Source organism: Mitsuaria sp. GD03876 (assembly GCF_029840635.1).
Classification (GTDB): domain Bacteria; phylum Pseudomonadota; class Gammaproteobacteria; order Burkholderiales; family Burkholderiaceae_C; genus Roseateles.
Genome location: NZ_JAOCCU010000016.1, coordinates 113944 through 133653, shown reverse-complemented (window position 1 = coordinate 133653; position 19710 = coordinate 113944). Strand labels below are relative to the sequence as shown.

The window sequence follows — 19710 nt, the reverse complement described above, 5'->3', positions numbered from 1 at the left end:
TCAGAGTTCCAGAGTTGGGAGTGCATCCATGAAAGTGACGACGATCGGCACCGGTTACGTGGGCCTGGTGACGGGCGCGTGCCTGGCCGAGATGGGCAATCACGTGGTCTGCCTGGACGTGAACGCCGAGAAGATCCAGGTGCTCAACGACGGCGGCATCCCGATCCACGAGCCGGGCCTGGACGCGCTGGTGGCGCGCAACGCGGCCGCGGGCCGGCTGCAGTTCACCACCGACGTGGACGCCGCGGTCAACCACGGCACCGTGCTGTTCATCGCGGTGGGCACGCCCCCGGGCGAGGACGGCTCGGCCGACCTGCAGTACGTGCTGGCGGCCGCGCGCTCGATCGGCGAGCGCATGACCGACTACAAGGTCGTCGTCGACAAGAGCACCGTGCCGGTGGGCACCGCCGACAAGGTCCGCGCCGAGATCGCCGCGGCGCTGCGGGCGCGCGGCTCCGACGCGCAGTTCGCGGTGGTCTCGAATCCCGAGTTCCTGAAGGAAGGCGCGGCGATCGACGACTTCATGAAGCCCGACCGCATCGTCGTGGGCTCCGACGACGAGCAGGCCACGCTGATGATGCGCGCGCTGTACGCGCCGTTCACCCGCAGCCACGACCGGCTGATGGTGATGGACGTGCGCAGCGCCGAGTTCACCAAGTACGCCGCCAACGCGATGCTGGCCACCCGCATCAGCTTCATGAACGAGCTGGCGCTGCTGGCCGAGAAGGTCGGCGCCGACATCGAGCTGGTGCGCCGCGGCATCGGCTCGGACCCGCGCATCGGCTACCAGTTCCTGTACGCGGGCGCCGGCTACGGCGGCTCCTGCTTCCCCAAGGACGTCAAGGCGCTGGTGCGCACCGGCCGCGAGTACGGCCAGGACCTGAAGGTGCTCAACGCCGTCGAGGACGCCAACGAGCATCAGAAGCGCGTGCTGGTGGAGAAGGTGGTGCAGCGCTTCGGCGAGGACCTGAGCGGCAAGCGCTTCGCGCTGTGGGGCCTGGCCTTCAAGCCCAACACCGACGACATGCGCGAGGCGCCGTCGCTGGTGGTGGTCGACGAGCTGTGCAAGCGCGGCGCGGCGATCGCGGCCTACGACCCGGTGGCGATGAGCGAGGCGGCCAAGCTGCTGAGCCAGATCCCGGGCGTGAGCTTCTGCGAGCGCGCCGAACACGCGCTGGCCGACTCCGACGCGCTGATCGTCATCACCGAGTGGAAGGAGTTCCGCACGCCGGACTTCGACCGCATCAAGGACGAGCTGAACCAGCCGGTGGTCTTCGACGGCCGCAACCTGTACGAGCCCTCGCTGATGAAGGCGCTGGGCATCGAGCACCACGCGATCGGCCGGGGCACCACCGCGGTGCGCTGAGCGTCATCTTCCGGTGACGCGCGCCCCCTAGGCTTGGGGGCCCGCGCGGCCGGCACCGGGCGCGCCGCTTGCTATCGCTGCGGGGGCGTCCGGAAGTCGCTCCGGCGCTTCCTCCACCGACAGGAGTCCCCGATGAGCCTTGAGCCGAGCCAGGAATTCGTCAGCATCCTGATGCTGACCTACAACGCGCCGGAGTACGTCGAGATCTCGGTGCGCAGCGTGCGCGAGCGCACGCAGGGCGTGCGCTACGAGCTGATCGTGCTGGACAACGACTCGCAGCCCGAGACCAAGGCGCTGGTCACGCGGCTGCACGAGCAAGGGCTGATCGACCGGCTGCGGCTGCTCGACCGCAACTCGCTGTTCGCCGAGGGCAACAACCTCGCCTCCGAGATGGCCGATCCGGCCGCGACCCATTTCCTGCTGCTCAACAGCGACATCGAGGCCCACGACCCGACCTGGCTGCGCCGGCTGCTGGACACGCACCAGCGCGGCATCACCTCGTACGGCGTCGCGCCGGACCCCGACCGCGTCGACGGCTACTGCCTGCTGATCGACGCCGACCTGTACCGCCGCTTCCCGCTCGACGAGGGCCACCAGTGGTGGTGGGCGGTGACCAAGATGCAGGCGCTGGTGCTCAACGCCGGCTTCCCGGTGCGCGGCTTCGCCGAGCACGAGCGCTACCTGCACCACTTCGGCGGCAAGAGCGGCAGCGGCTTCAAGAACGCCAAGGGCATGAACGTCTCGCGCGACGAGGTCATGGGCTGGTTCGGCGACAAGCGCCCCGTCGTGCTCGACCGCAACGCCGACGGCAGCCTGCCCGGCCGCCCCGCGCCGGTGCCGCGCTCGCTGCTCAGCCGCGCCAAGGGCAAGCTGCGCCGCATGCTGTCGCTCGGGACCTGATCGGTCCCCGGTCCCTCGCGTTCCCCGCGTCCTTCAAGTCCCGCGCTCCGGCGACGCGCTCGCAAAGCGTTACCGACGAAGGCGTCGCGTAACCCCCGCCGGCCGCGCCCGCTCCTAAGCTCGACGGCTTTGCGGAGATCCGGCGGATGACGACACCCATGGGCGGCCCGGCCGCGCTCCCCTTCGGCCAGAGCCGCCACCTGCACGTGGCCGGCGACGACGGCCACGTCGGCTGCCTGGACGGCCTGCGCGGGCTCGCGGCGCTGTGGGTGTTCCTGTCGCACGCGCAGATCCTGTCGGGCCTGCGTTTCCTGCCGGTGCTGTCCTGGGGCGACATGGCCGTTGATCTCTTCATGATGATCTCCGGCTTCCTGATGGCGCATCACTTCCTGGACCGCCGCGCGCGCGAGCCCTGGGAGGCCGCGTCCACCTGGCGCGCGTTCTGGCTGCGACGCTGGTTCCGCATCGCGCCCGCGTATTACCTGCTGCTGGCCGTGGCGCTCGCCCTCGGCCCCTGGCTCGGCGAGCACCGCGAGCTGATCGCCCGCCACTTCCCCGACACCGCCACCGCGCCGGCGCGTTACCTCGACGGCTCGCTGGCCAACGTGGCCGCGCACGTCAGCTTCGTCTTCGGCCTGCTGCCGGACTACGCGTTCCGCACGCCGCTGCCGGACTGGTCGATCGGCCTGGAGATGCAGTTCTACGCGCTGTTCCCGTTCCTGATGCTGGCCATCGGCGCGCGGCTCTCGCCGGCGCGGCTGGCGGCGGTCGTCGCCGCGGCCTTCGCGGCCGGCTGGGCGTTGCGCGGGTACGGCGCGCGCTTCGAGATGCCGGCCTTCCTGCCGCTGAAGCTGCCCGTGTTCCTGATCGGCGTGGCCTTCGCCTACGCGCGCCGGGCCGGGCCGTCGCGCGGCGCGCTCGGCGCCTGGGCGGTGGTGGCGGCCGTCGCCGCGATCGAATGGGCGCGCCAGCGCGGGCTGCATGGCGCCGGTTTCGTCGCGATGACGCTGGGCCTGGGGCTGCTGGTCGGGGCGGCCGGGCGCCGCTTCGGCGCGCGCGTGCTCGAGCCGGTGCGCGCGGCGCTGGCCTCGCGCGCCGGGTTCCTGGCCGGCGAGTACGCCTATGGCCTGTACCTGGTGCACTTGCTGGTGATGATCCCGGTGGCGGGCTGGCTGGCGCAGCGGCCGGACTACCTCGCGCTCAAGGGGGCGGGGCGCTTCCTGGTGTGCGTGGCGCTGACGCTGCCGCCGGCGCTGGCCGGCTGCGCGCTGATCCACCGCCTGGTCGAGGCGCCCGGCATCCGGCTCGGCAAGCGCGTCGTGGGCCGGCTCGGCACCCGGCGCGACGGGGCGGCCGCGCCCGCCTGAGGCCGGTCCGGCGGACCCGCGGTGGGATACTCGCGCCTTCCTTCGGAAGCATTCACATGGTCAAGATCAACCACATCGAGGTCGACAACGCGAAGCCGTTCGTGCTGTTCGGCGGGGTCAACGTCCTGGAGTCGGAGCAGTTCGCCGTCGACGTCTGCGGCGAGTACGTGCGCGTGACCAAGGAACTGGGCATCCCCTACGTCTTCAAGGCCTCGTTCGACAAGGCCAACCGCTCGTCGATCAAGAGCTACCGCGGCCCGGGGCTGGATGCCGGGCTGAAGATCTTCGAGGCGGTCAAGAAGGCCCACGGCGTGCCGGTGCTGACCGACGTGCACGAGCCGCACCAGGCGGCCGAGGTCGCCGCCGTCTGCGACGTGCTGCAGCTGCCGGCCTTCCTGGCGCGACAGACCGACCTGGTGATCGCGCTGGCCAGGACGGGCCGCGTCATCAACATCAAGAAGCCGCAGTTCGTCAGCCCGCCGCAGATGAAGAACATCGTCGAGAAGTTCGCCGAGGGCGGGAATCCGAACGTGATGCTGTGCGACCGCGGCGCGCAGTTCGGCTACGACAACCTGGTCGTGGACATGCTGGGCTTCGGCGTCATGAAGCAGGTCAGCGGCGGCAAGCCGGTGATCTTCGACGTGACCCATGCGCTGCAGCAGCGCGAGTCCGGCGCCGCCGCGTCCGGCGGCCGCCGCGGCCAGGTCACCGAGCTGGCCCGCGCCGGCATGGCGGTGGGCCTGGCAGGGCTGTTCCTGGAAGCGCACCCCGATCCGGAGAAGGCGCTGTGCGACGGCCCCAGCGCGCTGCGGCTGTCGCAGCTCAAGCCTTTCCTGCAGCAGGTCAAGGCGGTCGACGACCTGGTCAAGGGCTTCCCGGCGCTGGACACGCACTGAGCGGCGCGCTCAGGCGCGCTCAGGCGCGGCCAGGTGCCGCCGCGGTGTCGTGACTGGCGCTCGGCGCGGGCCCCCGGCCGTTGAACAGCAGCCGCATCGCGGCGAAGGGCCGGACCACCCAGCGGTGGAAGGCCAGGCTCAGGGCCAGCGTGCCCACCACGATCAGGCAGAACTTCACCGAGGCCGGCCAGTCGCGAGGCAGCAGCGCCAGCGCCAGGGCCACCACCAGCAGGTGGTGGACCAGGAAGATCGTGTAGCTGGCGTCCGACAGCGCGCGGCCCATCACGCTGCGCGGACCGCCGCGCCGCAGCCGGCCCAGCCCGCCGACGGCCGCGCCGGTGGCGATCCAGATCCCCAGCAGTTGCACCGCCAGCGCCGCCTCCCGGGCCAGGGCGCCGGTCAGCGTGTCGGACGCGCCGTCGCCCCAGCTCGCCGCGAAGGCGGCCATCGGCAGCAGCCAGGCCGGCGTGCGCAGCCAGGCGTCCAGCCAGGCCGGGCGATGCGCCATCGCCATGCCGGCCAGGAACAGCGGCGCGTAGAACGCCAGGTTGTAGAGCGTCAGGCCGCCGAGCCCCTTCACGTAAGCCCAGCCGGTGAGGCGGATCGCGATCAGCAGCGCGTGGCTCAGCAGCGCGCCGCACAGGGCGACGGTCAGCCAGTGGGACGGGCCGTGGCTGCCCAGCCGGGTGCTGAGCCAGGCCCAGGCCCAGGCCCGGGCCGACACCCGGGTGAGCCGGCCGGGCGCCCCTGACGCGCCTGACGCGCCCGAGGCGCGCGCTCCGCGGCCCGCGATGGCGATCCACGCCAGCACCAGCAGGTCCAGGATCAGCAGGTCGCGCAGGAACCAGAGGTGGTAGATCGGCGCCGGCGTCGAGAACACGGCCTCCCACGGGTCGCCGCCGCGATGCCAGGCCAGCAGCGCCTGCTGCGCGCCGTTGAGCAGCGCCCAGCAGGTCAGCAGCGGCAAGCCCAGGCGCAGCAGCTGGCGCATCAGCAGCTCCGGCGCGCCGTGGCGGCCGAGGCTGCCGGCGAAGAACAGGCCGGAGAGCAGGAAGAACCCCGGCACGCGGAAGCTGTGGATCAGCGCGACCAGCGCGTCGAAGACGACGCTGCGGTGGGGATCGGCGACCAGCCAGTCGCCGGCGGTGATGAAGACGTCCGCGGCATGCAGGGCGATGCCCAGCACCATCAGCGTGGCGCGCACCCGGTCCAGGTCCGGGGCCATGCCCGGCGCGCCGGCGACGCCGGGGCCGGCCGCCTGCGCGGGCGGTGGGATGGGAACGTTCATGCTGACCTCCTCCGCATGGGCGGGCGGACGCCTCTGGCGGGCGTCTGGGAGGGGTAACTGTACGTTTATCGCACCGATTGAAGTGTTCGTGACTTGTAAACGCAGGGTGGGATCGGCCCCCGCGTTCCGGGGATGGTGGAACGGCGGGCGATGCGGCGGTCCGTGAGCCGGGGAGGCCGAAGGGGATGGAGACGGGGGCGGCCGAAGGACGGACCCGGCGCCGGAGGTCCTGCCGGCGCCGATGGGCCGGTCCGCGCCGCCTGGTCAGCCGAGGAGGTCGTCCGCCAGCCGGTTCACGATGCGGGTCGCCGCCTGGCCGTCCCACAGCGGCGGGCGGCGCACCGGCGCGGTCCGCCCGGTGGCGGCGTCCTCGGCGTCCAACGCGTCCAACGCGTCCAGCCGCTGCAGCGCCAGCGCCAGCACGCGGGCCGGGTCGGTGCCGGCGATCTGGTTGGTGCCGAGGTCGACGGTCACCGGCCGTTCGGTGTTGTCGCGCACCGTCAGGCAGGGGATGCCGAGCGCGGTCGTCTCCTCCTGGAGGCCGCCGCTGTCGGTCAGCACCAGCGCCGCGCGGCGCCACAGGCTCAGGAAGGGGCGGTAGGGCAGGGGCGGCAGCAAATGCAGCCCGGGCGCCGGCGCGAGGCCCAGCGCGTCCAGCCGGGCGCGGGTGCGCGGGTGGACCGGGAACAGCAGCGGCAGCCGGGCCGACAGCGTGCCCAGCGCGGCGATCAACGCGGCCAGGGCGGCCGGCTCGTCGACATTGGCGGGGCGGTGCAGCGTCACGACGCCGAAACGGCCCGACGCCGCATCGCCGGCGCCGGCGGCCGCCAGCGCGGCCTGCGTGGCGGCCTGGGCCGCGCGGGCGTCGTCGTCGCCCGCGTCGAGCCGCGCCAGCTGGAACAGCAGGTTGTCGACCATCACATGGCCGACCTCGGCGATGCGGGCGTCCGGATGGCCTTCGCGCCGCAGGTTCGTGGCGGCGCTCGGTTCGGTGGTGAAGAGCCAGTCCGCGATCGCGTCGGTGGCGCGGCGGTTGATCTCCTCGGGCATCGTCATGTCGCCGCTGCGCAGGCCGGCCTCGACATGCGCGACCGGCACGCCGAGCTTGCGGGCCGTCAGCGCGCAGGCCAGCGTCGAGTCGACGTCGCCGACGACCACGCAGGCCGCCGGCCGGTCCGCGATCACGTGCGGCTCGTAGGCCTGCATGATCCGCGCGGTCAACTGCGCGTGGCCGCCGCCGTGGCAGTCCAGCGAAACGTCGGGCGGCGGCAGGCCGAGCTCGTCGAAGAACACGCCGCTCATCGCGGCGTCATGGTGCTGGCCGGTGTGGATCAGCTTCCAGGCGAGCCGGCCGTCGGCGCGCAGCGCCCGCACCAGCGGCGCGAGCTTCATGAAGTTGGGCCTCGCCCCCGCGATGAGGTGCAGCATGACCTCCTGGACAGCCCGCTCGGTCACGCTGTCCGCCTTTTAGGCGAAGGTCTTCGCGTCTGCCAGCAGCGGCGCCTGGGCGTCCTTCTCGGCGAGCTTGTACTCGACGCCGAGCTTGGGCCAGTCGATGCCGACCGTCGGGTCGTCCCAGCGCAGCGCGCCCTCGGCCTGCGGAGCGTAGAGGTTGGTGGTCTTGTAGAGGAAGTCGGCGGTCTCGCTCAGCACCAGGAAACCGTGCGCGAAGCCGGGCGGGATCCACAGCTGGCGATGGTTCTCGCCGGTGAGCTCCACGCCGACCCACTTGCCGAAGTTGGGGCTGGACTTGCGCATGTCGACGGCCACGTCGAACACCGCGCCGGCCGTGCAGCGCACCAGCTTGCCCTGCGCATGCGGCGCCAGCTGGAAATGCAGCCCGCGCAGCACGCCCTGGCTCGAGCGCGAGTGGTTGTCCTGCACGAACTTCACGTCGTAGCCGCAGGCGGCGTTGAACTTCGGCTCGGTCCAGCTTTCCATGAAGAAGCCGCGCGCGTCGCCGAACACCTTCGGTTCGACGATCAGCACCTCGGGCAGCGCGGTCGGGATCACGTTCATCAAAACACCTTCTCGTTGAGCACCTGCTTCAGGTACTGGCCATATCCGTTCTTGAGCATCGGCTGCGCGAGCTTGTCGAGCTGCTCGGCGCTGATCCAGCCCTTGCGGAAGGCGATCTCCTCGGGGCAGGCGACCTTCAGGCCCTGGCGCTTCTCCAGCGTGGCGATGAACTGGCCGGCCTCCAGCAGACTGTCATGGGTGCCGGTGTCCAGCCAGGCGTAGCCGCGGCCCATGATCTCGACGCTGAGCTGCTGTTGCGCGAGGTAGCGCGCGTTGACGTCGGTGATCTCGAGCTCGCCGCGCGGGCTGGGCTGGATGTCGGCGGCGATGTCGCAGACCTGGCGGTCGTAGAAGTACAGCCCGGTGACGGCGTAGTTGCTCTTGGGCACCTTGGGCTTTTCCTCGATGCTGATGGCGCGCTGGCCGCCGTCGAACTCGACCACGCCGTAGCGCTCGGGATCGTGCACGTGGTACGCGAAGACGGTGGCGCCGTCGGTCTGCGCGTCGGCGCTGTCGAGCAGGCCGGCGAAGTCGTGGCCGTAGAAGATGTTGTCGCCCAGCACCAGCGCGCTGGGGGCGCCGCCGATGAAGTCCCTGCCCAGGATGAAGGCCTGCGCCAGGCCGTCCGGGCTGGGCTGCACGCAGTACTGGAGGTTGATGCCCCAGCGCGCGCCGTCGCCCAACAGCGCCTCGAAGCGCGGCAGGTCCTGCGGCGTGCTGATCAGCAGGATGTCGCGCATGCCCGCCAGCATCAGCGTGCTGAGCGGGTAATAGACCATCGGCTTGTCGTAGACCGGCAGCAGTTGCTTGCTGATCGCCAGCGTCGCCGGATGCAGCCGGGTGCCCGAGCCGCCGGCCAGGATGATGCCCTTGCGGGTGTCGTTGCTCATCGCGGATCTCCGATCAGAGGATTTCGTCGAGCAGGCGGTCCACGCCGGCCTGCCAGTGCGGCAGCACCAGGCCGAAGCGGTCCTGCAGCTTGTGGTTGTCCAGGCGGGAGTTCAGCGGCCGCGGCGCCGGCGTCGGGTAGGCGCTGCTGGCCAGCGCCTCGACCTGCTCGGGCTGGACCTTGAGCGCCACGCCCTTGTCGCGCGCGCGGGCCAGCACGTGCTTCGCGTAGGCATGCCAGCTGGTCTCGCCGCTGGCCACCGCGTGGTAGATGCCGCACAGCGCGCGGTTCGCCAGCGTGGCGCGGATCATGTGCGCGGTGACGTCGGCCAGCAGGTCCGCGCCGGTCGGCGCGCCGACCTGGTCGGCCACCACCTTGAGCTGGTCGCGTTCCGCCGCCAGGCGCAGCATCGTCTTGGCGAAGTTGCCGCCGCGCGCCGCGTAGACCCAGCTGGTGCGCAGCACCAGCGCGTCGGCGCCGGCCGCGGCGATCAGCTGCTCGCCTTCGAGCTTGGTCTTGCCGTAGACGCTGAGCGGGCCGGTCGGCGCGTCCTCGAAGCGCCAGTCGCCGCCGGCGCCGTCGAAGACGTAGTCGGTCGAGTAATGCACCAGCAGCGCGCCCAGCGCCTTGGCCTCCTCGGCCAGCACGCCGGTGGCCAGCGCGTTGATCTGGCGCGCGGCGTCGGGTTCGCTCTCGGCCTTGTCGACGGCGGTGTAGGCCGCGGCATTGACGATCACGTCGGGCGCGACGCGGCGCACCGTGGCGCGCAGCGCGTCGCTGTCGCCCAGGTCGCCGCCTTCATGGCGGTCCAGCGCGACCAGCTCGCCCAGCGGCGCCAGCGCGCGCTGCAGCTCCCAGCCGAGTTGGCCGTTCTTTCCGAGCAGCAAGACTTTCATTGCGGACTCCGGTCGCGGCGCTCAGGCGCTGTACTGCTTGGAGACCCAGTCGCGGTAGGCGCCGGACTGCACGTTGGCCACCCAGGCCTCGTTGGCCAGGTACCACTGCACCGTCTTGCGGATGCCGGTCTCGAAGGTCTCGGCCGGGCGCCAGCCCAGCTCGCGCTCGATCTTGCGCGCGTCGATCGCGTAGCGGCGGTCGTGGCCGGGGCGGTCCTTGACGTAGGTGATCAGCCGCGCGTACGGGCCGGCCGGGTCGGGGCGCAGCTCGTCGAGCAGCGCGCACACCGTCTTCACGATGTCGATGTTGGCCTTCTCGTTCCAGCCGCCGATGTTGTAGGTCTCGCCCAGCGCGCCGCCGGCCAGCACCGCGCGGATGCCCGAGCAGTGGTCGGTGACGTAGAGCCAGTCGCGGATCTGCTGGCCGTCGCCGTACACCGGCAGCGGCTTGCCGGCCAGGGCGTTGACGATCATCAGCGGGATCAGCTTCTCGGGGAAGTGATACGGGCCGTAGTTGTTGGAGCAGTTGGTCGTGACGACCGGCAGCCCGTAGGTGTGGTGCCAGGCGCGGACCAGGTGGTCGCTGGCGGCCTTGGAGGCCGAGTACGGGCTGTTGGGCTCGTAGGCGTTGGTCTCGGCGAAGGGCGGGTCCTCGGCCTTGAGCGAGCCGTAGACCTCGTCGGTGGAGACGTGGTGGAAGCGGAAGGCCGCCTTGGCGTCGTCCGCCAGCGCGCTCCAGTAGGCGCGCGCGGCCTCCAGCAGCGTGAAGGTGCCCTCGACGTTGGTGCGCATGAACGCGCCGGGGCCGTGGATCGAGCGGTCGACGTGCGACTCGGCGGCGAAATGCACGATCGCGCGCGGGCGGTGCGCGGCCAGCAGCTGGTCGACGAGCGCGCGGTCGCAGATGTCGCCCTGGACGAAGACGTGGCGCGGGTCGTCCTTCAGCGAGGCCAGGTTCTCGAGGTTGCCCGCGTAGGTGAGGGCGTCGAGGTTGACGACGGGCTCGTCCGAGGACTTGAACCAGTCGAGCACGAAATTGCTGCCGATGAATCCGGCGCCGCCGGTGACGAGGATCGTCATGGAACTTCCCTGAAATGTCGGTGGTCGCCGGGCTCGGCGTCCGTGGACGCCCGCCGCGGGCGGGCCTGAAACGCCGACGGCGCCGAAGCGCCGTCCGCCGTCAGAGCCGCCAGACGCGCAGTCCGGCGGCGCGGAGATTGTCGCCGTTAAACGCGGCCTTCACGTCGATGAAGGCCCCGCCCGGCACCAGCCTGGCGGCCAGCGCCGCCGCGTCCAGCGCCTTGTATTCGCGGTGCGCCACCGCCGCGACGATCGCGTCGGCCACCGGCAGCGCGTCGAAGGCGTGGAGCTGGACGCCGTACTCGTGCATCGCCTCGTCGGCCTCGGCGGCCGGATCGGTGACGAAGACCTCGACGCCGTAGCTGCGCAGCTCGCGGATGATGTCGATCACCTTGGAGTTGCGCAGGTCGCCGCAGTCCTCCTTGAAGGTCAGGCCCAGCACGTTGACCTTGGCGCCCTTGACGTGGCTGCCCGCGGCGATCATCTGCTTGATGGTCTGTTCGGCGATGAACTTGCCCATGCCGTCGTTGATGCGCCGGCCCGCCAGGATCACCTGCGGGTGGTAGCCGAGCATGTCGGCCTTGTGGGTCAGGTAGTACGGGTCCACGCCGATGCAGTGGCCGCCGACCAGGCCCGGCTTGAACTTCAGGAAGTTCCACTTCGTGCCCGCGGCCTCCAGCACCTCGGAGGTGTCCAGCCCCAGGCGCTCGAAGATGATCGCCAGCTCGTTCATCAGCGCGATGTTCAGGTCGCGCTGGGTGTTCTCGATGACCTTGGCCGCCTCGGCGGTCTTGATGCTGGAGGCGCGGTGCACGCCCGGCACGATGATCCGCTCGTAGGTCCTGGCCACGATCTCCAGCGTCTCGGGCGTGTCGCCGGAGACGATCTTGAGGATCTTGGTCAGCGTGTGGTCCTTGTCGCCCGGGTTGATGCGCTCGGGGCTGTAGCCGACGAAGAAGTCCTGCTTCCACTTGAGGCCCGATTCGCGCTCCAGCACCGGGATGCAGACCTCCTCGGTCGCGCCGGGATAGACGGTCGACTCGTAGACGACGACCGCGCCGCGCTTCATGTGGCGGCCCACGCTGGTCGAGGAGCCGACCAGCGGCCGGAAGTCGGGGATGTGGGCCTCGTCGACCGGCGTGGGCACGGCCACGATGATCACGTCCGCCTCGGCCAGGCAGGCCGGGTCGCTGTGGTACTCGGCATGGACGGCGGCCTGGACCTCGGCGTCGGTCAGCTCGCGCGACGGGTCGGTGCCGGCGCGGCACTTGGCGACCTTGTCCACGGCGATGTCGAAGCCGATCGTGCGGCCGTGCTTGCCGAACTCGACCACCAGCGGCAGTCCCACATATCCCAACCCGACGACGGCAATCACGGACACGAGCTTCTCCTGTTCTCTCCGAGGTCGGCTTTGTATCCGACTTTCACGCGGCCGCCGACCCCGCACCCCCGGGTGAGGGCCGGGCTCAGTTGCGGCCGTAGGTGTCCTGGTAGCGGACGATGTCGTCCTCGCCCAGGTAGGAGCCGGACTGGACCTCGATGATCTCCAGCGGCACCTTGCCCGGGTTGGACAGCCGGTGCACCTGGCCCAGCGGGATGTAGGTCGACTGGTTCTCGGTCAGCAGCAGCGTCTTGTCGCCGTTGACGATCTCGGCGGTGCCCTGCACGACGATCCAGTGCTCGGCGCGGTGGTGGTGCATCTGCAGGCTCAGCGAGGCGCCGGGCTTGACCATGATGCGCTTGACCTGGAAGCGCTCGCCCATGTCGATGCTGTCGTACCAGCCCCAGGGGCGGTGCACCTTGCGGTGCAGGTTCTGCTCGTCGCGCTGGGCGGCGGTCAGCTGGTTGACGATCTTCTTGACGTCCTGGCTCTTGCTGCGGTCGGCGACCAGCACCGCGTCGGGCGTCTCGACGACGACGATGTTGTCCAGCCCCACCGCCGACACCAGGCGGCTGGTCGCGTGGACCAGCGTGTTGCGGCTGTCCGCGATGATCGCGTCGCCGCGGCTGGCGTTGCCGGCGCCGTCCTTCTCGGCGACCTGCCAGACCGCCTCCCAGGCGCCCAGGTCGTTCCAGCCGGCGGCCAGCGGCACCATGCGCAGCGCGATGGGGCTGCCGGGGCAGCGCTCCATCACCGCGTAGTCGATCGATTCCGACGGCACGGCGGCGAAGGCGTCCTTGGCCGGGCGCACGAAGGCGCCGTCCACCGCCTTGGCGCCGAAGGCGACCCGGGTGGCCTGCTCGATGTCGGGACGGAACTGCTGCAGCGCCTGCAGCCAGACGCTGGCGCGCAGCACGAACATGCCGCTGTTCCAGTAGTAGCCGCCCTGGTCCAGGTACTTCTGCGCGGTCGTGGCGTCGGGTTTCTCGACGAAGGCCTCGACGCGCAGGCCGGCGCCCTCGGCGCCGGCGCGGATGTAGCCGTAGCCGGTTTCCGGCCGGTCGGGCGTGATGCCCAGGATGACGATCGCGCCGTCCCGGGCCTGGCGCACCGCGTCCTGCAGCGCGGCGGTGAAGGCCGCGCCGTCGGTGACGGTCTGGTCGGCCGGCGTCACCACCAGGACCGGGTCCTCGCCCGATTCCAGCGCCTGCAGCGCCGCCAGCGTGATCGCCGGCGCGGTGTTGCGGCCGACCGGCTCCAGCAGCACCGCGGCGGGCGTCAGGCGCTGCTCGCGCAGCTGGTCCAGCACCATGAAGCGGTGTTCCTCGTTGCCCACGATCAGCGGCGCGCGCACGGCGATGTCCTCCGCGCCCAGCGCGGCCAGGCGCTCGGCGGCCTGCTGGAACAGGCTGGTGTTGCCGTTCAGGACGAGGAACTGCTTCGGATAGCCGGCCCGCGACAGCGGCCACAGCCGCGTGCCGCTGCCGCCGGCCATGATCACCGGTTGCGTGTCGATCTTGCTCAAGGTACTGCTCCCAGTCGGTCGCGCGCCGGCCCGCACGACGGTGCCGGACGCCTCGGATGATTCAAAAAAGTGCGGCGGAAGTGTCGCAGAACGCGCTTCAGCCCTCGAAACCGTTCGGATTGGCCGACTGCCAGCGCCAGCTGTCCTCGCACATGCGCTGCAGGTCGAAGCGGGCCGTCCAGCCCAGCTTCTCGCGCGCCAGCGCCGGGTCGGCGTAGCAGGCGGCGACGTCGCCCGGGCGGCGGGCGACGACCTCGTACGGGATCTCGCGGCCGCTGGCCTGGGCGAAGGCGTTCACCAGTTCCAGCACGCTGTAGCCGCGGCCGGTGCCCAGGTTGACCCAGATCGACTCGCTGCCGCGCAGCAGGAAGTCCAGCGCCGCCACATGGCCCTCGGCCAGGTCGACGACGTGGATGTAGTCGCGCACGCCGGTGCCGTCGGGGGTGTCGTAGTCGTCGCCGAAGACCGACAGCTTCGCGCGCCGGCCCACCGCGACCTGCGTCACGTAGGGCATCAGGTTGTTGGGGATGCCGCGCGGGTCCTCGCCGATGCGGCCGCTCTCATGGGCGCCCACCGGGTTGAAGTAGCGCAGGCAGGCGGTCTGCCAGGACGGGTCCGAGGCGCCGAGGTCGCGCAGGATGCCTTCGCCGATCAGCTTGGTCGCGCCGTACGGGTTGACCGCCATGAGCTCGGCGTCCTCGCGCAGCGGCAGCGACCTGGGCTGGCCGTAGACGGTCGCGCTCGACGAGAACACGATCCGCTTGCAGCCGTGGCGGCGCATCGTCTCGCACACGGTCAGCAGGCCGTCGAGGTTGTTGCGGTAGTAGCTCAGCGGCTTGGCGGTGGACTCGCCGACCGCCTTGAAGGCCGCGAAATGCACCACCGCCGCGGGCTGGTACTCGTTGAACACCGCGTCCAGCGCGGCGCCGTCGCACACGTCGAGCTTCTCGAACAGCGGCGTCTGGCCGCCGAGCTCGGCCAGGCGCTCCAGCACCTTGGGCGAGCTGTTGCTGAAGTTGTCCACGCCGACGACGCGATACCCGGCCGCCTGCAGCGCGAGCCAGGTGTGGGAGGCGATGTAGCCGGTCGCGCCGGTCAGCAGGATGGTCTCGTTGGCCATGGGGATCGAAGCTCGCGCGGAGTCGTTGAAGGGGGTGGCGGAAGGGGCAGTATCGGGGTTCGGCCGCCGCGGCGGTCAGCGGATCATCCCTTGCACGTAGCAGCCGGCCGTGTAGGCGCTGTAGGCGTAGAGCACGTTGGTCGTGTCGCGGCTCAGGTGGCTGTACTGGCAACCCACCGTCACGTTGCGCAGCGCCTGCCAGGCCAGGCCCAGGCTGTACTGCTTGGAGTTGTCCTTGAAGCTGGTGCCGACCTGGTCGTCGCGCCGGTTCAGCCGGGTGTAGCCCGCGCCGAGCTGCACCGTCACCTTGCCGGTGAGCTGGTAGTTCAGCTGCGTCTGGAAGGCCGTCTGCACGCGGTTGAAGTCGGAGATGCCGTTGTTGATGCCCTGGTAGTAGGTCTCGATGCCGGTGTCGCGCGAGAGCTGCGTGCTCGCCGACCAGCGGCCGCCCGGACGCCAGTCCCAGTTCAGCGCGCCGGTCAGCCCGCTGAAGTTGTCCGAGCGGCTGCGGCTCAGCCGCGCGTTCAGGCTGCTGGAGCCGGTGGCGCGCCACAGCGCCGTCAGGTCCAGGTCCTTGCGGTCGTACTCGAAGCCGCCCACCGGCACCTTGCCCTTCGTGTAGCGGCCCGCCACGCCGAAGCGCCAGGCGCTGCTGGCGTTGTAGAGCAGGCCCAGCGACTGCTGGTCCTGGCGGTACTCCTGCGAGTCGAAGACCTGCAGCGAATACGCCCGCTCGCGATGGATCCAGCTGGCCTCGATCGCGTAGGAGCTCATCGTCGGCAGCCCGAGCCGGGCGGTGGCGGTGGCGCTCTGGTCGGTCTGAAGGTTGCGCTCGGTCGTCGGCGCGACGGCGGTGGTGCTGTTGAAGTCGGCCAGCGTGCGGGCGCGGGTGTACTCCACCGTGCCCGACAGGTTGCCCACGGTCTCCCAGTTCACGCCGGCGCCCAGGTTGTAGCCGTTGTTGTTGAGCCGGCTGTTGTCCTGGTAGCGCGTGTCGTTGAGCCGCGCGTTGGCGTAGACGCGCTGGCGGCCCAGGCGCTGGTCGACGCCGCCCAGCAGGCTGATCGAGGTGAGCTGGTCGCTGTTGGCCCCGCCGCTGGAGCGGAACACGTTGCTCGAGTAGTAATGGCCCAGCGAGGCCCCGAGGTACCAGGGGCTGCCGACGTCGCTCTGCGCCCAGCAGGGCGCGGACGCGACGGCCAGCAGCGCGAACGGCAGGCGGTGGAGGGGCTTCATCGGGGGCGTCTCCTTCTCGTGGGGCGATCGGCGCGGCGTCCGGACCGGATCAATAGGCATGGCGGTCGAACAGCATCAGCCGCACGGTGCGCACGATGATCTGCAGGTCCAGCCCGAGCGACCAGTTGCGCAGGTATTCCAGGTCGTACTCGACGCGCGCCTTCATCTTGTCGACGGTGTCGGTCTCGCCGCGCAGGCCGTTGACCTGCGCCCAGCCGGTGATGCCAGGCTTCACCTTGTGGCGGACCATGTAGGCCTTGATCAGCTGGCGGTATTCCTCGTTGTGGGCGACCGCGTGTGGGCGCGGACCGACGATGCTCATGCGGCCCTGCAGCACGTTGATGAACTGCGGCAGCTCGTCCAGCGAGGTCTTGCGGATGAAGGCGCCGAACGGCGTGATGCGCGGGTCGCCCTTGGTCGCCTGCTTGACGACGGCGCCGTTGTCCATCGCCCGCATCGAGCGGAACTTGTAGACGACGATCTCCTCGCCGTCCAGGCCGTTGCGGCGCTGCTTGAAGATCACCGGTCCGGGCGAGCTCAGCTTCACGCCGAGGGCCAGCACCAGCAGGATCGGCGAGATCAGCACCAGGATGAACGCCGCCAGCAGGATGTCGCTGATGCGCTTGACCACCTCGTTGACGCCGGTGAACGGCGTTTCCAGGATGCCCACGACCGGCACGCCGTTCAGGTCCTGCAAGCGGCCCTGGATGATGCTGATGCCGAAGACGTCCGGCACGAAGAACAGCGACGCGGTCGTGCCCTGCAGTTGCTCGAGCAGTTGCAGGATGCGGGGCTGCGATCCCAGCGGCAGCGTGATGTAGACCTCGCGCACGCCGTGCGTGCGGACGAAGTCGCTGAGCTGGGGCAGCGTGCCGCGCACGCGGCCGGTGCAGTCGGCGTGCAGCCGGTCGTCGGTGCGGTCGTCGAAGAAGCCCAGGCACTCGACGCCGCCGATCTTGCCGAACTCCAACGCCCGCGCGACCTTGGCGCCCAGCGGGCCGGCGCCCACGATCACCGCGGTGCGCTTCACCCAGGGCTGGCGCGAGCGCCAGCGCAGCACGCGCCGGCCGATCTCCACCGCCACGATCTGCGCCAGCGGCGTCAGCACCGCCCACCACAGCAGCACGGGCCGCTCGAAGTAGTGGAAGCTGCTGGTCGCGTAGGCGAACATGCCGAGGATCAGCAGCAGCATCAGCCAGGAACCCACGATGTCGGTCACGGCGCTGGCGGGATGGTCCGAGAAGCGGTTGCGTCCCGGGAAGGTCAGCGCGAACACCAGCATGCACAGCGTGTAGGTGGACCGCATGACCGGCTCGCCGAACCAGGCCAGCAGGATCAGGTAGATCAGGACGATCAGGGTCGGTTCCAGGAAGGCCGCGATGAACGACTGGACCGACTGCGGCGCGCTGTAGAAGGTCCTCTTGTAATTCCGATCCTCAAACATCACCCAGTGGTCCTTCCCCGGCCAAGAGCCGGAAATTCTCGCTCAATTCACTTGACGCACTCGTAACCGGACCCCCTAGCTTGTCACCGGTTCCGCCGTGCCCCGGGCCGCCATCGCGGCCTGCCTACAATCCGCCCCATGCTCCAAGAATGGTCCAAGCTCCTGGCCCCCGCGGCCCAGGATCGCATCACGCTGTTGCTCAACCATGTCATGTCCCGCGAGCCGGTCGCCACCGCGCGCCTGGCCCCGCACACGGGCAAGACGCTGCGGGTGCGCCTGTCCGGCTGGCCGGCCATGCTGCCGGCCGCGCCCGACCTGCGGCTGCGCATCACGCCCGCCGGTCTTCTGGAACGGCAGGCTGACGAGGATGGCCCTAGGCAAGAACCGGACCTGCTCATCGAACTCGACGCGTCCAATCCGGCCGCGGCCGCCTTCGCGGCACTGTCCGGCGCCCGTCCGGACGTGCGCGTGCAGGGCGACGCGCAGCTGGCCGGCGACTTCAACTGGCTGATCGACCACGTGCGCTGGGACATCGAGGACGACCTCGCGGCCATCACCGGCCCGGCCGTGGCGCACCAGCTCGGACGCTTCGGCCGCGCCGCCGCGGCGGCGATGGCGGCGCTGGCCCGTCAGGCGGGACGTTTCATGCCGGACGGCCAGGGCCGGGCATGAGCGCCGCGGATCCGATCCGGGCATGAGGTACCTGTCCCGCCTCCTGGTCATCGTCTGGACCCTCTACCGCTACGGGCTGGACGAACTGGCGCTGTCCACGCTCAAGCGGCGGCGTTTCCGCTTCCTGCGCCGGCTGATCTCGGTCGGCCGCGCCTGGGACCAGCCGCGCGGCGCGCGGCTGCGGCTGGCGCTGGAGCGGCTCGGGCCGATCTTCGTCAAGTTCGGCCAGCTGCTGTCCACGCGCCGCGACCTGGTCCCGCCGGACATGATCGAGGAGCTCGCCCGGCTGCAGGACAACGTCCCGCCGTTCCCGGCCGAGCTCTCGCGCGAGCTGATCGAGCGCGCCTTCGGCCGCCGCATCGAGGACCTGTTCGCCACCTTCGACGCCGAGCCGGTGGCCAGCGCGTCGATCGCGCAGGTCCATTTCGCCACGCTCAAGGACGGGCGCGAGGTCGCGGTGAAGGTGCTGCGTCCGGGCATGCTCGACGTCATCGAGGACGACCTGGCGCTGATGCGCACGCTGGCGGGCTGGGTCGAGCGCTTCTCGGCCGACGGCCGGCGGCTCAAGCCGCGCGAGGTGGTCGGCGAGTTCAACACCTATCTCCACGACGAGCTGGACCTGGTGCGCGAGGCCGCCAATGCCGCGCAACTGCGCCGCAACATGCAGGGGCTGGAGCTGGTGCTGGTGCCGGAGATGATCTGGGAGCTCTGCCGCAGCGAGGTCATCGTCATGGAGCGCATGCGCGGCGTGCCGATCTCGCAACTGGAGCGGCTGCGCGAAGCGGGCGTCGACATCAAGAAGCTGGCCCGCGACGGCGTGACGATCTTCTTCACGCAGGTCTTCCGCGACGGCTTCTTCCATGCCGACATGCACCCGGGGAACATCCAGGTCAGCCTGGATCCGCATACCTTCGGGCGCTACGTGGCGCTGGACTTCGGCATCATCGGCACGCTCACCGAGGTCGACAAGGACTACCTGGCGCAGAACTTCATCGCCTTCTTCCGCCGCGACTACAAGCGCGTGGCGGAACTGCACATCGAGTCGGGCTGGGTGCCGCCCGAGACCCGTGTCGACGAGCTCGAAGGCGCGGTGCGCACCGTCTGCGAGCCGCATTTCGACAAGCCGCTCAAGGACATCTCGCTCGGCCAGGTGCTGATGCGTCTGTTTCAGATCTCCCGCAGATTTAACGTGGAGATTCAGCCGCAGCTGGTTTTGCTGCAAAAAACGCTGCTCAACATTGAAGGATTGGGTCGGCAGCTCGATCCGGAGCTGGACCTCTGGGCGACCGCCAAGCCGTTCTTGGAACGCTGGATGGACGAGCAGATCGGCTGGCGCGCCTTCCTTCGCCAGCTGAAGAAGGAGGCGCCGCGCTTCGCGCAGATGGTGCCGGAGTTCCCCCGGCTGATGCACGAGGTGCTGCGCCAGCGCGCCGAGGGCGGCCATGCCGACCTGACCCGCGAGCTGCTGATCGAGCAGCGCCGCACCAACCACCTGCTGCAGGCCCTGCTCTGGGGCGTGGGCGGCTTCATGGTGGCGCTGGTGCTGACCCAGGTGGCGCTGCGCTGGTTGGATTGAGCCGCTGAAGCGCCGCCGGAAGCGCGAACCGCCCCTGGCGGGGCGGTCCGTGGCG

17 protein-coding genes are annotated in these 19710 nt (G+C 70.4%); 6 read left to right on the top strand and 11 right to left on the bottom strand.

What is annotated here, in order from left to right:
• Positions 1 to 28 precede the first annotated feature (28 nt).
• From N5D62_RS12585 to kdsA, 4 genes are all read left to right on the top strand, one after another.
• Positions 29 to 1366, top strand: a complete 1338-nt coding sequence (locus N5D62_RS12585; RefSeq protein ID WP_279758157.1) for a UDP-glucose/GDP-mannose dehydrogenase family protein — start codon at positions 29 to 31, stop codon at positions 1364 to 1366.
• 132 nt (positions 1367 to 1498) lie between these two features.
• On the top strand, positions 1499 to 2266 hold the full coding sequence (locus N5D62_RS12580; protein WP_279758156.1) for a glycosyltransferase: 768 nt from the start codon (positions 1499 to 1501) through the stop codon (positions 2264 to 2266).
• Positions 2267 to 2412: 146 nt separating this feature from the next.
• Positions 2413 to 3633, top strand: a complete 1221-nt coding sequence (locus N5D62_RS12575) for an acyltransferase (RefSeq protein ID WP_279758155.1) — start codon at positions 2413 to 2415, stop codon at positions 3631 to 3633.
• A 56-nt stretch (positions 3634 to 3689) separates the two neighbouring features.
• On the top strand, positions 3690 to 4529 hold the full coding sequence (gene kdsA, locus N5D62_RS12570; protein WP_279758154.1) for a 3-deoxy-8-phosphooctulonate synthase: 840 nt from the start codon (positions 3690 to 3692) through the stop codon (positions 4527 to 4529).
• A gap of 19 nt (positions 4530 to 4548) precedes the next feature.
• Here the strand turns inward: kdsA and N5D62_RS12565 are convergent, their stop codons facing one another.
• From N5D62_RS12565 to N5D62_RS12515, 11 genes are all read right to left on the bottom strand, one after another.
• A complete protein-coding gene (locus tag N5D62_RS12565; protein WP_279758153.1) occupies positions 4549 to 5817 on the bottom strand; it encodes an acyltransferase family protein in 1269 nt (422 codons plus the stop codon).
• 264 nt (positions 5818 to 6081) lie between these two features.
• On the bottom strand, positions 6082 to 7245 hold the full coding sequence (gene wecB, locus N5D62_RS12560) for a UDP-N-acetylglucosamine 2-epimerase (non-hydrolyzing) (protein ID WP_279758152.1): 1164 nt from the start codon (positions 7243 to 7245) through the stop codon (positions 6082 to 6084).
• A gap of 39 nt (positions 7246 to 7284) precedes the next feature.
• Positions 7285 to 7836: a dTDP-4-dehydrorhamnose 3,5-epimerase gene (rfbC, locus tag N5D62_RS12555; protein WP_279758151.1), complete on the bottom strand. Its 552-nt coding sequence runs from the start codon at positions 7834 to 7836 to the stop codon at positions 7285 to 7287.
• Positions 7836 to 8726, bottom strand: coding sequence for a glucose-1-phosphate thymidylyltransferase RfbA (gene rfbA, locus N5D62_RS12550; protein ID WP_279758150.1), 891 nt, complete (start codon positions 8724 to 8726; stop codon positions 7836 to 7838). The genes rfbC and rfbA overlap by 1 nt, the downstream gene beginning before the upstream one ends.
• 13 nt (positions 8727 to 8739) lie before the next feature.
• Complete coding sequence (gene rfbD / locus N5D62_RS12545) at positions 8740 to 9621, bottom strand: dTDP-4-dehydrorhamnose reductase (protein ID WP_279758149.1); 882 nt, start codon at positions 9619 to 9621, stop codon at positions 8740 to 8742.
• A 21-nt stretch (positions 9622 to 9642) separates the two neighbouring features.
• On the bottom strand, positions 9643 to 10701 hold the full coding sequence (gene rfbB, locus N5D62_RS12540) for a dTDP-glucose 4,6-dehydratase (RefSeq protein ID WP_279758148.1): 1059 nt from the start codon (positions 10699 to 10701) through the stop codon (positions 9643 to 9645).
• 100 nt (positions 10702 to 10801) lie between these two features.
• A complete protein-coding gene (locus tag N5D62_RS12535) occupies positions 10802 to 12082 on the bottom strand; it encodes a nucleotide sugar dehydrogenase (protein ID WP_279758147.1) in 1281 nt (426 codons plus the stop codon).
• A gap of 85 nt (positions 12083 to 12167) precedes the next feature.
• Entirely contained in the window at positions 12168 to 13577 is a 1410-nt protein-coding gene (locus N5D62_RS12530) for a mannose-1-phosphate guanylyltransferase/mannose-6-phosphate isomerase (RefSeq protein ID WP_279758162.1), read from the bottom strand.
• Between the two features lie 127 nt (positions 13578 to 13704).
• A complete protein-coding gene (gene galE / locus N5D62_RS12525) occupies positions 13705 to 14727 on the bottom strand; it encodes a UDP-glucose 4-epimerase GalE (RefSeq protein WP_279758146.1) in 1023 nt (340 codons plus the stop codon).
• A 75-nt stretch (positions 14728 to 14802) separates the two neighbouring features.
• A complete protein-coding gene (locus tag N5D62_RS12520; protein ID WP_279758145.1) occupies positions 14803 to 15963 on the bottom strand; it encodes a hypothetical protein in 1161 nt (386 codons plus the stop codon).
• Positions 15964 to 16012: 49 nt separating this feature from the next.
• Positions 16013 to 17407 carry an undecaprenyl-phosphate glucose phosphotransferase gene (locus N5D62_RS12515; RefSeq protein ID WP_279758144.1) on the bottom strand — a complete coding sequence of 465 codons (1395 nt, stop codon included), beginning with the start codon at positions 17405 to 17407 and terminating at the stop codon, positions 16013 to 16015.
• Positions 17408 to 17545: 138 nt separating this feature from the next.
• Here N5D62_RS12515 and N5D62_RS12510 point away from each other — a divergent pair, with 138 nt between their 5' ends.
• Both N5D62_RS12510 and ubiB read left to right on the top strand, forming a co-directional pair.
• Positions 17546 to 18079 carry a hypothetical protein gene (locus N5D62_RS12510; protein ID WP_279758143.1) on the top strand — a complete coding sequence of 178 codons (534 nt, stop codon included), beginning with the start codon at positions 17546 to 17548 and terminating at the stop codon, positions 18077 to 18079.
• A 22-nt stretch (positions 18080 to 18101) separates the two neighbouring features.
• On the top strand, positions 18102 to 19655 hold the full coding sequence (gene ubiB, locus N5D62_RS12505) for a ubiquinone biosynthesis regulatory protein kinase UbiB (protein ID WP_279758142.1): 1554 nt from the start codon (positions 18102 to 18104) through the stop codon (positions 19653 to 19655).
• The last annotated feature ends 55 nt before the right edge of the window (positions 19656 to 19710 follow it).

Coding starts and splice junctions, on each gene's coding strand:
- N5D62_RS12585 (WP_279758157.1), top strand. CDS start 29: ATGAAAGTGACGACGATCGGCACCGGTTACGTGGGCCTGGTGACGGGC.
- N5D62_RS12580 (WP_279758156.1), top strand. CDS start 1,499: ATGAGCCTTGAGCCGAGCCAGGAATTCGTCAGCATCCTGATGCTGACC.
- N5D62_RS12575 (WP_279758155.1), top strand. CDS start 2,413: ATGACGACACCCATGGGCGGCCCGGCCGCGCTCCCCTTCGGCCAGAGC.
- kdsA (WP_279758154.1), top strand. CDS start 3,690: ATGGTCAAGATCAACCACATCGAGGTCGACAACGCGAAGCCGTTCGTG.
- N5D62_RS12565 (WP_279758153.1), bottom strand. CDS start 5,817: ATGAACGTTCCCATCCCACCGCCCGCGCAGGCGGCCGGCCCCGGCGTC.
- wecB (WP_279758152.1), bottom strand. CDS start 7,245: ATGCTGCACCTCATCGCGGGGGCGAGGCCCAACTTCATGAAGCTCGCG.
- rfbC (WP_279758151.1), bottom strand. CDS start 7,836: ATGAACGTGATCCCGACCGCGCTGCCCGAGGTGCTGATCGTCGAACCG.
- rfbA (WP_279758150.1), bottom strand. CDS start 8,726: ATGAGCAACGACACCCGCAAGGGCATCATCCTGGCCGGCGGCTCGGGC.
- rfbD (WP_279758149.1), bottom strand. CDS start 9,621: ATGAAAGTCTTGCTGCTCGGAAAGAACGGCCAACTCGGCTGGGAGCTG.
- rfbB (WP_279758148.1), bottom strand. CDS start 10,701: ATGACGATCCTCGTCACCGGCGGCGCCGGATTCATCGGCAGCAATTTC.
- N5D62_RS12530 (WP_279758162.1), bottom strand. CDS start 13,577: ATGGCCGGCGGCAGCGGCACGCGGCTGTGGCCGCTGTCGCGGGCCGGC.
- galE (WP_279758146.1), bottom strand. CDS start 14,727: ATGGCCAACGAGACCATCCTGCTGACCGGCGCGACCGGCTACATCGCC.
- N5D62_RS12520 (WP_279758145.1), bottom strand. CDS start 15,963: ATGAAGCCCCTCCACCGCCTGCCGTTCGCGCTGCTGGCCGTCGCGTCC.
- N5D62_RS12515 (WP_279758144.1), bottom strand. CDS start 17,407: ATGTTTGAGGATCGGAATTACAAGAGGACCTTCTACAGCGCGCCGCAG.
- N5D62_RS12510 (WP_279758143.1), top strand. CDS start 17,546: ATGCTCCAAGAATGGTCCAAGCTCCTGGCCCCCGCGGCCCAGGATCGC.
- ubiB (WP_279758142.1), top strand. CDS start 18,102: ATGAGGTACCTGTCCCGCCTCCTGGTCATCGTCTGGACCCTCTACCGC.